This is a genomic window from Bifidobacterium stellenboschense, from assembly GCF_000741785.1.
In the GTDB taxonomy this organism is placed as follows: domain Bacteria; phylum Actinomycetota; class Actinomycetes; order Actinomycetales; family Bifidobacteriaceae; genus Bifidobacterium; species Bifidobacterium stellenboschense.
Map to the genome: position 1 here is coordinate 34,691 of NZ_JGZP01000004.1, position 11,780 is coordinate 46,470.

The 11,780-nt window shown below is 55.5% G+C and carries 14 protein-coding genes and 1 pseudogene; 8 read left to right on the top strand and 7 right to left on the bottom strand.

The features are described 5' to 3' along the window. Positions 1 to 67: 67 nt before the first annotated feature. From BSTEL_RS01505 to BSTEL_RS01515, 5 genes are all read right to left on the bottom strand, one after another. Positions 68 to 1,318 (bottom strand): sensor histidine kinase, encoded by a 1,251-nt coding sequence (locus BSTEL_RS01505; protein WP_202962063.1) that lies wholly within the window; start codon positions 1,316 to 1,318, stop codon positions 68 to 70. After that, positions 1,315 to 2,004, bottom strand: a complete 690-nt coding sequence (locus BSTEL_RS01510; protein ID WP_034526294.1) for a response regulator transcription factor — start codon at positions 2,002 to 2,004, stop codon at positions 1,315 to 1,317. Before BSTEL_RS01510 ends, BSTEL_RS01505 begins: the two co-directional genes overlap by 4 nt. A 24-nt stretch (positions 2,005 to 2,028) precedes the next feature. After that, positions 2,029 to 2,169, bottom strand: coding sequence for a DUF6019 family protein (locus BSTEL_RS12970; protein WP_420796386.1), 141 nt, complete (start codon positions 2,167 to 2,169; stop codon positions 2,029 to 2,031). A gap of 174 nt (positions 2,170 to 2,343) precedes the next feature. Then, positions 2,344 to 2,451: a TnpV protein gene (locus tag BSTEL_RS11650; protein WP_476544856.1), complete on the bottom strand. Its 108-nt coding sequence runs from the start codon at positions 2,449 to 2,451 to the stop codon at positions 2,344 to 2,346. Next, complete coding sequence (locus BSTEL_RS01515; RefSeq protein WP_084686052.1) at positions 2,429 to 3,664, bottom strand: ATP-binding protein; 1,236 nt, start codon at positions 3,662 to 3,664, stop codon at positions 2,429 to 2,431. Before BSTEL_RS01515 ends, BSTEL_RS11650 begins: the two co-directional genes overlap by 23 nt. 172 nt (positions 3,665 to 3,836) lie before the next feature. Between BSTEL_RS01515 and BSTEL_RS11655 the strand changes: the two are divergent. Further along, positions 3,837 to 3,971, top strand: a pseudogene (locus BSTEL_RS11655) (HAD hydrolase family protein); the annotation flags it as partial. 11 nt (positions 3,972 to 3,982) lie between these two features. Here BSTEL_RS11655 and BSTEL_RS01520 read toward each other — a convergent pair. Both BSTEL_RS01520 and BSTEL_RS01525 read right to left on the bottom strand, forming a co-directional pair. Next, positions 3,983 to 4,258, bottom strand: a complete 276-nt coding sequence (locus BSTEL_RS01520; protein WP_034526296.1) for a Txe/YoeB family addiction module toxin — start codon at positions 4,256 to 4,258, stop codon at positions 3,983 to 3,985. A gap of 1 nt (position 4,259) precedes the next feature. Then, entirely contained in the window at positions 4,260 to 4,514 is a 255-nt protein-coding gene (locus tag BSTEL_RS01525; protein ID WP_084686032.1) for a type II toxin-antitoxin system RelB/DinJ family antitoxin, read from the bottom strand. A 569-nt stretch (positions 4,515 to 5,083) separates the two neighbouring features. Here BSTEL_RS01525 and BSTEL_RS01530 point away from each other — a divergent pair. The 7 genes from BSTEL_RS01530 (at position 5,084) to BSTEL_RS01555 (ending at position 11,751) form a co-directional block, all read left to right on the top strand. Next, on the top strand, positions 5,084 to 5,335 hold the full coding sequence (locus BSTEL_RS01530) for a hypothetical protein (RefSeq protein ID WP_034526300.1): 252 nt from the start codon (positions 5,084 to 5,086) through the stop codon (positions 5,333 to 5,335). Further along, positions 5,326 to 5,628 (top strand): hypothetical protein, encoded by a 303-nt coding sequence (locus tag BSTEL_RS01535; protein ID WP_034526302.1) that lies wholly within the window; start codon positions 5,326 to 5,328, stop codon positions 5,626 to 5,628. The genes BSTEL_RS01530 and BSTEL_RS01535 overlap by 10 nt, the downstream gene beginning before the upstream one ends. 190 nt (positions 5,629 to 5,818) lie before the next feature. Next, positions 5,819 to 6,754, top strand: coding sequence for a restriction endonuclease (locus BSTEL_RS01540; protein WP_238567597.1), 936 nt, complete (start codon positions 5,819 to 5,821; stop codon positions 6,752 to 6,754). Positions 6,755 to 6,822: 68 nt separating this feature from the next. After that, a complete protein-coding gene (locus BSTEL_RS12015; protein ID WP_156963114.1) occupies positions 6,823 to 6,975 on the top strand; it encodes a hypothetical protein in 153 nt (50 codons plus the stop codon). Continuing rightward, complete coding sequence (hsdR, locus tag BSTEL_RS01545) at positions 6,968 to 9,391, top strand: EcoAI/FtnUII family type I restriction enzme subunit R (RefSeq protein WP_051922747.1); 2,424 nt, start codon at positions 6,968 to 6,970, stop codon at positions 9,389 to 9,391. The genes BSTEL_RS12015 and hsdR overlap by 8 nt, the downstream gene beginning before the upstream one ends. Positions 9,392 to 9,394: 3 nt before the next feature. Beyond that, positions 9,395 to 10,921: a class I SAM-dependent DNA methyltransferase gene (locus tag BSTEL_RS01550; RefSeq protein ID WP_034526304.1), complete on the top strand. Its 1,527-nt coding sequence runs from the start codon at positions 9,395 to 9,397 to the stop codon at positions 10,919 to 10,921. Further along, positions 10,918 to 11,751, top strand: a complete 834-nt coding sequence (locus tag BSTEL_RS01555) for a restriction endonuclease subunit S (RefSeq protein ID WP_051922748.1) — start codon at positions 10,918 to 10,920, stop codon at positions 11,749 to 11,751. The genes BSTEL_RS01550 and BSTEL_RS01555 overlap by 4 nt, the downstream gene beginning before the upstream one ends. Positions 11,752 to 11,780: the final 29 nt, after the last annotated feature.

Below are 11,780 nucleotides of genomic sequence, written 5' to 3' on the forward strand. Positions count from 1 at the left end.
CCTTTCATTTCACTTTCAAAAAGAGAGCAGAAGTCTTACAGATTTGAAAGACTTCTGCTCATCATCTCTACGAAAGTCCATTCTCCGGCAGCTGAATCAAAAAGGTACTTCCTTTTCTGACTTTGCCGGAGGCTACCGTGATTGTCCCACCATGCTGCTCAATAATCTGTCTGGACAGATACAGACCGATGCCAGTTCCGCTCTTTTCGCGGACTTCCGGCGCAGTCCCTCTGTAAAACCGCTGGAATATTTTATGGTATTCACTCTGCGGGATTCCGATTCCCTGATCCTCGATCTCAATTCTCACAAAGCCGGTTCTTTTTTGTAGACGGATCGTGATTTTTGAATGTTCTGGGCTGTATTTGATGGCATTGTCCAAAACGTTAATGATTGCTTCTCCAAGCCAACGTTTATCCTGCATGAGTGCACAATGCTCCAGTGATTCGTTGCAGTCGAAAATAAGTTCTATCCCTTTCTCCGCTGCCTTTGGATACGTTCGGTTTACTGCGGAGATGATCGTATCCATAATGGGAAGTGTTTTCTGATCAAGCTGAATCAAACCTGTCTCCAGTTTGGATATTTCCAGCAGAGACTGCAACAATGTTTCCAATCCGTCCAATGCACTCCGGCAGCGGATGCGAAATTCCTGTTGCTCCGTCTCACTCAGATTGTTCCGCAGCAATATGCTAAAGCAGGTATCCAAGGCTGCAACCGGGGTTTTCAGCTGATGGGAAATGTCGGATACCATTTCCTTTGTGCTTTCCTTCTCCGCTCTGGCTTCCTCTTGCAGCAGCTGGATATGATGTCCGATTGCTTCAAGCTGAAATTTCAGTCTTTCCTGCCAGACATGATCTTCTGTGTCCGGCACTACCTCAAAGTGATTTTCCCGAAATGCAATCAGGATTTGCTCTAGCTGCTCCAATCGTTTCCGACTTTCTTTCGCCTCAGCTTTCTTCCGGTAAAACAGGAACGTTAGCAAAGACAGACATAGCACTGCGCTTGTACAGCCGGTTATCATGATATTCTGCCGGAAGCGCACATAAAACGAAGTCCCTTTGTTTTCCCAGTACCCGTATTGCTCTAATAATTGCTTACCTTGTTCATTGGCTTGATGGTCGTTTCCTTTCAGCCATCCTGCGGCAACATCCATGCCGGTGGTCTCTGCGCCCGCCGCAACTTCTGTCAGGATATCCATTTTACATTGATAATCCTGATAATATAAATAGGTGGTAAAGCAGTTCAATACTGCAAAAAAGAGTAGAACCGGCAGCACCAGTGACAAGGCATCAACCCACTTTTTACGATGTCGTTTCGTCACTGACTTACCTCCTGATTCCATATATACCCAAGCCCGCGGATGTTTTTAATATAGACCGGAGCCGCCGGATCCTCTTCGATTTTCTTCCGAAGCCTTCTGATGTTCACAGCTACCGTGTTTTCATCCATAAAATCACCATCCAGATCAAACACGTTTTCTAACAGCTGTGTTTTTGAAAGAATCTGTTTCGGGTTTTGAAGAAAAAAGGACAGCATTTTCAGTTCATTCTTCGTAAGGCTTATTTCTCTTTCCTTTACGAACGCCCTCATCTCTCCGGGGATAAACACGATATCCTTTGAATGAATTTTTGGAGTTCCAGGTTCATTCTTTCTGCGGCGGAAATGAGCCCCGATTTTCAGAAGAAGTACGGAAAGGCTGAACGGTTTCGTCATATAATCGTCCGCACCGGCTTCATATCCCATGACCTGATCTGTCTCCTGATCCAACGCGGTAAGACAGATAATATATACATTTTGACAATTCCGCATCCATCCGACAAGCTCTAATCCGTTTCCATCCGGAAGATTCACATCACAAATGGCAACATCCACATTATTATCACTTGCAATTCTTTTCGCTTTTTTCACTGATTCTGCTGAAAAAACCTCATATCCGGATTTTTTCAGTGAAAATGTAATTCCACGATTTAAATTTTCATCATCTTCAACCACAAGTATACCTGGCATAGCATATGCACCTCTCTTTATTAACTATTTTTCCTCTTCGTTACATATTTGTTCTGTCTCAATATCCTCGGTAGTGACTTTCCCTGTAATATCCCTATAGGCTTCTTTTATTCCATTTTTGACCGCCCACTTAATTATAAAATATAATGCAAGTAAGACGATTATAGTGCTGTGCCAAAACTAATTCCTAATTCTTCAAACATTTCATTACCTCTGTCAATTCCGATTTGTTGCTTAATTTTCGTATTCAAATTATACCATAAAACTCGTGAACAATTCTACCGTCATTTTGGAATATATAAGAAAAGTCCGAACAGTTTTCTGCCTGGACTTTCTCACTCAATCATAAATCAATTCCGCTTTCACAACTTCCTCTGCCTGTGCCTTGCAAGCGTTCATCTGCCGCACCCATTCCATTTGGTTTTCAGCTTTCAGTTGCTCGGTCACGCCGTTTTGCTCTGCCGGTGGCGACGATGTCGATCTCCTCCTGGCTGCGGCTCCTGGGATCGGCTCCCCACCAGCGTCCGGAGTCGAGCACGAGGAACGGCAGATCTCCTGTCGTGTCGTGCGCCCAAAGCCATTGCGTGCAGATGTCCTCGAATACCGGGCCCATGAAGTCGTTGATCGACCGCATGATGCGTTCGGCGGCGATGGCGGCGTTGCCGGACTGGATCAACGGCAGATTCGTCGGCACATAGCGGTACCAAAACCGGAAGAACGAGTCCTTGATGCGGTAGATCGTCTTGCGGGGCGAATGTTCGCCGAACGGGGTCTCCTTGTAGAGGATGCCCAGATCGATGAGATTGCGCAGGTATGTGGAGCATGACGCGGTCTCCATGTGGCATGCCGTGGCGATGGCGTTCGCTCGGGAGGAGCCGGAGGCGATGGCTTGAATGACGGCGTTGTATTCGGACGGCGAGCGCAGTTCCTGTTTGAGCAGGTTGCCGGGCTCCTCGAACAGATAGCAGTCCGGGTCGATGATGTTCCAAAGGATGTTGTCCGGGATGCTCGCCGTATCGTCGATTTGTCTGAGATACTGCGGGATGCCGCCCGTCAGGCCGTATGCGATGGCTGCGTCCTCGGCTCCGTATCGGGGCAGGAACGTTCGTGTGTCGGTGTATCCGAAGGGTTCCACCTTGATCTGCGCGGTGCGGCGTCCGTACAACGGGCTGGAATATCCGAGCACCTGTCGTTCCATGAACGACATCGATGAGCCGCAGAGGATGATCATGAGCCGGCTGTCGTCCTTGTGCCGGTCGATGGCGTGTTGCAGGACGGAGCTGATGGACCGGTCGGCTTTCGCGAGATAGGGATATTCGTCGATGACGAGTGCGAGGCGTTTGCGGCGGGCGATCGAGAACACCGCTTCCAGCGCCGTGGCGAAGTCCCGGTAGACCGGTGCGGCATCCTCCGTGCCGGTGAAGTCGTCGTCTCCGGAGGCGGCGCGGTACAGGGCGATGCCGCGGCTGAGGTTTTCGAGGTTCCGGGCGGCATTGGATTCGATGGCCGGGAAGAAGATGGCCGGACGTCCGTCGAGGAATCGGTTGATGAGTGTGGTCTTGCCCACGCGTCGCCGTCCGTACACGATGACGCACTCGAATCGCGACGAGTTCCATCGTCGTTCCAACGTGGCGAGTTCCCTGGTCCTTCCCACGAACATGATGCCGGCCTTTCCGCACGTGAGATGCAATTTATAGAATCGTAATTTACTAAATTATGATTCTATAAATAATCGTGTCTTCCGGCAAACGAGTCGCGTCATATGCGGTCGTTTGCAGGGTTGATTGGTTTTCGGCTGGCGTTTTGCGGAAACGGGGGCCTGCGCCATGGTGATGCTCAAGGCCGCCGGCACGTCCGTTGCGATGGGCAACGCCATTCACGGCATCGAGCAATGCTGCAACCTCCAGACCACCGACATCCACGACGACGGCATCGCCAACGCGTTCCGGAAGCTGGGGCTGATCTGAGAATCGTCGTATCAGTGGTCGCCGTAATGGGTGCGGCAGACGGCGATTTCGAGATTGTCCGATTCTCCGCCGGTGACGCGGTACACGATGCGGTTCTTGTCGTCTATGCGACGAGACCAATAGCCAGATAGGTTTCCGCGTAACGGTTCCGGCATGCCGATGCCGTTCGCCGCGCCGTTGCGTTGGATGTCCTGGATGATCTTGTTGATGCGTTTGAGTGTCTTCTTGTCCTGCGACTGCCAGTAGAGGTAGTCATCCCATGCTTCGTCAGTCCAGATAAGCAGCACGTCATTCCTCGATCAGTCCGTGGACGGTGCCTTGGCCCGCGTCGAGTTTCGCGGCCGCTCTGCGGACACGAGCCATGTTCTCGGCCGAGTAGAACGGGTCCGCGGTCACTTCGAACGGGATGCGGCGTTCGCGCACGACCGTCTTGGCGAAGATGTTGAAGGCGGCGCTCATGCTGATGCCGAGTTCGCCGCAGACCTCGGCCATGCCCTTCTTCGTGCTTTCGTCAAGCCGGACGTTCACCATGGACGATGTCATCATAGCCTCCATTTGTATATCGAAAATCTATACAAATGATATCTTGGTTGGTCTCGTCACGCAATCCGCCGTGCGATACGGTCCGGGAACTTCATAAACCATTTATGAAGTTAGGGGCGGAACTTCATAAACCATTTATGAAGTTGCATGTTGGGGAAGAATCCAGGATGGGAGGAGTCGCACATACAACGGTCTTGTCGGTTGTTTCGCGGATGCGGACTCCGATGAGTCTGAACATAAGGTGCTAGGTAATGCCTGATGTCGCCCACTTCATTTGGTCAAGCCCGAACGGAAAAGACTGGCACGATACCGGTGGGACCATGTTGCGGAAGCCCTGCGCATCGCCTACGAGGAACTGCACGTGAACGGTTCCGTGCCGGATATGTACGCACCTACATATTCCGAACAACCCGAATGGGCGTTCTCGGTAAGAATACGATTCCTCGGCTTCATGATGGACGACGGTTTCCGAGGATTTTGGGAGATATTTGCTAGGCGGACTACTGGAATCGTGGATATGAGCAGGTGCGGCATTGCCGTAGCGGAGGTTTTGTGGTACAATATTCGGTATGAACATATTCCCTTCAGCTCTCAAGCATGGCATCGAGCCTGACGATGCCATGTATGTCGCGACCCATGCGATACGGGAGCTGACGCTGCGCGAGGATCCGCTCAAGGTGCTGTACCTCGGCATATCGCCGGATGGTATTCCTTTGGAAGTCGTCGTGGTGGAAACGTCAAGGGGTCCTGCACTGATCCACGCGATGCGCATGCGAACCAAGTACGTGAAACTGATGGAAGGAGGCAGGCGATGGATATGACCTATGACTACACCATGCTCTCATACGATGATCTGCCGGCCGACGAAGCGGCAATGCTCAAAGCAGATGCCGAGGAAGCCGAACGCGGGTACACGGATGAGCAGCTCGAGGAGGCCATGCGACGGGCTCCCGGTCGTCCGCTCGAAGTCGGCACGACACCCGCGACCAACGTGATTCGCGTACGTCTGGATGACGAACGTGACGCCAAACTGGAACGCTACATGCGCGACCATCACATGAGCCGCAGCGCGGCCGTGAGGGCCCTGCTTGACAAAGCGCTTGCCGACGTATGATTGATTGACTACAGGCACGACAACTCTTTGCCGGTATGTCCCCGCGGAACGACGGGACATACCGGCAAACGATTCCGGCGTGACTGGCATCGGAAATCATGAGCGACAGGGAGGCGATCGATTGTCTGCATGGCTGATTCGCGCTGGACGAGGAGCGCGGTATGCGGCTGATTGGTTCGCTCATGGATACGTGGCAATCTACTGGCTCTTGGATGGCCTCGACCTCGGCCACGCATCGAGGGAACAGGTCAAGGAATGCGTGGACCGTCTCTACGCGGACAAGTCCCCTCAGGCGCGTGCGATGATCGTCGGGCAGACATACCGATTCGGTTCGGTCATGTCATGTGGCGATACCGTCGTAACCTATGATCCCGCACGACGCCAGTACCATATCGGTATCCTGACGGGCGACTGCATGACGGTTCGGGCCGATGCCGATGCCTGCTATACGCGCGAGGTCAGGTGGGAGCACATCGTCCCTCGGGACGCATTGTCCGACACGTCCCGCAACTCGTTGGGCACGATTGCCACGCTCAGCCTCATCAACGAGGATGCATACGCCGATCTTGCCCACAGCCTTAAGGAGGAGCGTTCCCCCGACGTCATTATCGAATCCGATGCCGCTTCTTCCGCCGACGACATGACCGACGATGAGGAAATCCGTATGGTCACCGAAGAGGAGGCGCTGGAGAAAATCAAAGATCGCATCCATGCCCTTGATTGGGACGACATGGAACGCCTCGTGGCGGGCATGCTACGAGCGATGGGCTATCGAACCATGATGACCGGCAGCGGCGGCGATCAAGGGCGCGACATCATCGCCTCGCCCGACGGTCTTGGATTGTCATCCCCACGTATCGTCGTCGAGGTGAAGCACCGGAAGGAAAGCATGGGAGCTCCGGCGCTGCGTTCGTTCATCGCCGGACTACGTGACGCAGACCGCGGCTTGTACGTCAGCACCGGCGGCTTCACCAAGGAGGCCCTGTACGAGGCCGAACGGGCGCGCATACCGGTGACCCTGCTCGACCTTGACCAATTCACCCGAGTCCTCGTGGATAACTACGAAAACGCGGACACCCAGACTCGTACCCTGCTGCCGCTGACCCACATCTACTGGCCGGCGTAGTAGAAGGTTCTTGCTCGCTGCTGTATATTTACGTAAATACGTAAATACTTATTTGAATAGGGGTGCCCATGTCGGACAGCGAGGTCAGAACGACGTTGAGCCTGTCGTTGACGGTCGAGGACAAGAAGCTGTTGAAGAAGTACGCCGCGGATAGGGAGACCACGGTCGCCGGCGTGGTTCACGAGTGGATCGAACGATTCTGCGGAGGCGAAGATGACTGACTCGCCGCTGGAGGACATCTTCCACAAGACCACGGGTATCAAGCCGTTGAGCGCGGACGACATCGCCGAACAGCTCCGCAACGAGGAGAATACGAAGAAGGCGTTCATCACGCCGGTCCTCGAACAGCGGTGGCCCGGTCAGGACCGTATCGTAATGGAGTATTACGTCAACGACGGGCGTATCACCGTGGACGAGTACGGCATCGCGCATCGAGGTAAGCCGAAGAAGCTTGACTATCTTCTGCTGTTCCATCAGAACATTCCGCTGGCGCTCGTGGAGGCCAAGGGACGTGACCATATGGCCGATGAGGGGTATCAGCAGGCGGTGGATTACGCGAATCTACTGTCGGTGCCGTTCGCGTACGCGACTAACGGCGACGATCTGATCGAACGCGATATGGTCTCCGGCCTGAACCGCGAGCTGAAGATGAGGGACTTCCCCGGCCCGGATGAGCTGTGGCAGCGGTTCGTGTCGGAAAGCGGCATGACGCAGGAGATGGTGGACGAGTACACGTACCCCTACTACACGTCGCCGAGCAGCAATATCACGCCCCGCTATTATCAGCGCATCATCATCAATAAGACCACGCAGGCGGTGCTTAAGGGGCAGAGGAAGGTCCTGATCGTCTGTGCGACCGGCACGGGCAAGACCTATATGGCGTTCCAGCTGATCTGGAGGTTCTGGAAGAGCGGGTTGAAGAAACGCGTCCTGTTCCTCGCGGATCGCAACAACCTCGTCAATCAGACCATGCATGGCGATTTCGCCCCGTTCGAGGACAACATGGTCAAGTTCGAGAACTCGAAGCCGGATTACGCGCACTCGATCTACCTCGGTATATATCAGCAGTTCATCACCGCGAAAGATGGCCAGATCAACCGGCATTACCGGAAGTTCCCGCGTGATTTCTTCGACCTGATTGTCGTGGACGAGTGCCATCGCAGTTCGGCGGACCGGACCTCGAACTGGCATGACATTCTTGATTACTTCGATTCGGCCACGCAGATCGGTTTGACCGCCACGCCGAAGGATGATTCGGACCCGAATAAGAGCAATATCGCCTATTTCGGCAAGCCCATCTACACGTATTCGCTCAAGCAGGGTATCGAGGACGGGTTCCTGGCCCCATACAAGGTCGTCGTCCCCGAGCTGGACATCGACCGGGACGGATACCAGCCGCCGGCGGGTACCACGGACGTGGACGGCAACCCGATTGAGATACGCCGCTACGAGCAGCGGGAGTTCGATCGCAATATCATCGTTCAGGAACGTCGTGAGCTGGTCGCCAAACGTATCAGCGAATATCTGAAGACCAACGACATGCGCTACTCGAAGACGATCGTGTTCTGCGAGACCATCGAGCACGCGCACGCCATGCAGCGGCTGTTGGAGAACGAGAACACGGATCTCGTGGCCGAGGATTCCCGGTACGTGACGTGCATCGTCTCCGGCGAGCCGGACAACGAGGCCCGGTTGGACGAGTTCACGACGAACAAATGCCGCTATCCGGTCATCGCCGTGACCAGCCAGCTCATGTCCACCGGCGTGAACTCGAAGACCTGCGAGCTGATCGTCTTGGACCGCACTGTCGGGTCGATGACCGAGTTCAAGCAGATCATCGGACGTGGCACCCGCGTGGTCGATTACTACACGATGGACGGCGAGGACCGCAGCAAGATGTACTTCACGATCCTCGACTTCCGCAGCAACTACCTGAAGTTCAAGGATCCGGCGTTCGACGGCGACCCGGTGGACGTGCTCACCGTCCCGCCGAACGCGCCGATCCCGAAGCCGCCGATCAAGCCCACCGCGCCAGACATGCCGCCCACACCGCCGGAGAACCGCAGGGTGGCGCGCGTCTCGGGCGTGGACGTGGAGATCGTCGGCGAGATGGTCAAATACTTGGACGCCGACGGCAATCTCGTCGAGCAGAATCTGAACTCGTGCGTGCGCAACAACATCCTCGGACAGTATCCGACCGTGGACGTGTTCCGCCGGGCGTGGCTCGATAATCACGCGAAGGCCACGTTCGCGCAGAACCTCCTGCTGGAGACGGATTGGGCGGAGAGCTTCCGTATCCGTTACGGCTATGAGGTTGACCCGTTTGACATCATCCTGTGCATCGCCTACGAGGTCGATCCGCCCATGAGCCGCGAGCACCGTGCCCGTCTGGCCTGCGTGCAGCGGTTCATCGACCGGGACCGGTTCAACGACGGTCAACGCGAGTTGCTGCGTCTGCTCGTGGACGCCTACGCGGCTTCCGGGTTCGAGTCGCTGCGCGATCTGGACATCTTCACGCTGCCACAGTTCAAGGAGGCCGGCTACACCAAGCTCAAGGCCGTCAAGACGTTGGGCGGGAAGAACAAGTACTACGAGCTGTTGGGCGAACTGGAGAACGCCCTGTACGAGGAGGAATAATACGTGAGTCTTGCACCCCTGATCAAACGCCTTGAGGACATCATGCGTTCTGACCCCGGCATCGACGGCACCGCGCAGCGCCTCTCCCAGATCGTATGGATCCTGTTCCTCAAGGTCTTCGACTACAAGGAGGAGGAAGCCGAACTCGATGACGACTACCGGCCGGTCATTCCGGAAGGCTACCGGTGGCGCGATTGGGCGACCGGCGAATCGCTGAAGGACCAGCGCACCGGCGACGAACTCATCGACTTCGTGAACAACCAGTTGTTCCCCGCGCTGCGCGGCGAGGCCGTGGAGAACGGGAACGGTGCGCGCATCATCCCGTTTCCCAGCTCCACGCCGCGCGCCCTGCTGGTCAAGGAGTTCATGAACCGCAGCCATAACTACGCGGCCAACGGCATCCAGCTGCGCATGGTGCTCAACCTGTTCAACGAGGTGGACTTCTCCGACGCCGATGAGACCCACGAGTTCAACGATGTGTACGAGACCCTGCTGAAGTCCCTCCAGTCGGCCGGCAAGGCGGGCGAGTTCTACACGCCGCGCGCCGTGACCTCGTTCGCCGTCAAGCACGTGGATCCCCGCATCGGCGAGACCGTGGGCGATTTCGCGTGCGGCACTGCGGGCTTTCTCGTCGATGCATTGCGCCATTTGGAACGGCAGGTGCAGCCGGGTGATACGAAGGCGATGGAGTCGTTGCAGAACAGCTTGGTTGGCCAGGAGTTCAAGCCGCTGCCGTACATGCTGGGCATCACCAACCTCATGCTCCACGACATCGCCCTGCCCAACATCACCTACGGCGACTCGCTCGACCGCAAGCGTCTGCTCGACTACGAGGATGAGGACTGCGTGGACTGCATCGTCATGAACCCGCCCTACGGCGGCATCGCCACCGAAGCCGACAAGGCCGCGTTCCCCGCCGACCTGCGCAGCTCGGAGACCGCCGACCTGTTCATGTCGTACATCATCACCCGACTGCGTATCAACGGCCGTGCGGCCGTGGTCCTTCCCAACGGGTTCCTTGAAGGCGAGGACAACACGCGCATCGCCATCAAGAAGTTCTTGTTCAAGCAGTGCAACCTGCACACCGTGATTCGTCTGCCGGAAAGCGTCTTCGCCCCGTACACGAGCATCGACACGAACATCCTGTTCTTCGACAAGACCGGCTCCACGCAGGAGACATGGTTCTACAGGTTCGACAAGCCAGAGGGATACAAGCACTTCTCCAAGACCAAGCCGCTTCTGCCGCAGCATTTCCAGCCGGTCGATGAATGGTGGGACGCCCGTGTTGAGATCCCGGACCCGGACGTGGAAGGCGCGTGGAAGGCCAAGAAGTACACGGTGGGTGAGCTCGTCGAAGGCAACTACCGTCTCGACAAGTGCGGCTACCCGCACGAGGACGAGGAGATTCTGCCGCCCGGCCAGCTCATCGGCAAATACAAGTCAGACAAACAGCGCATCGAGACCGAGATCGACGCGCTGCTCGCACAGATCATGGACCTCATCGGCAATGACACGGAGGAGAACGCATGAGCGACCTGAAGACCACACCCATCGCGGCGAAACTGCGCGCGTCCATCCTCCAGCAGGCCATCGAAGGCAAACTCGTACCACAGGATTCCAACGACGAGCCCGCCAGCAAGCTGGTCGAGCGCATCCGCAAGGAACGCGCCGGACTCATCAAGCAGAAGAAGGCGAAGGCCCCCAAGGGCGGTGAAAGCGTCATCTGGAAGGACGGCAACGGCTCATGGTGGGAACGCCGCGGCAAAAGCGAGGCGGTCTGCATCGACGACGAGATCCCATTCGACATTCCGGAAAACTGGACGTGGTGCCGGCTCAACGCCATTGGCCAGATCATCGGCGGTGGAACACCGAAAACGGGGAATAAGGCTTATTGGGCTTCAGCCGAAGCGGGAATTCCGTGGATAACGCCGGCGGACATGAAATTTGTCTCTGGGATGACAGTGAGCAGAGGAGAAAGGTATATTTCCGAACTTGGATTAAAGGAATCTTCGGCTCAGTTATTGCCGGAAGGCTCGGTTGTGATGTCTAGTCGTGCCCCAATCGGTTACTTGGCATTAGCCGGATGCGCATTAGCCACAAATCAAGGTTTCAAATCGGTCGTTCCTACAGAAAAAAGTATGAACAGATGGATTATGCTCAGCGTAAATGCCCGAATGCACGACATCAAACAAAGAGCATCTGGCACCACATTCGCGGAAATATCGGGGGCGGAATTTGGACGAACGCTCATTCCGCTTCCACCTATGCTTGAGCAAAGTCGAATTGTCAGTAAATGTGATGAGCTTCGGCCGCTCACCGATCAGCTCGAAATTCTAGAGAGAGAGAGAGCGATGCTGTAGATTCCGCGTTCTGGCGGGATCTGCCTCGC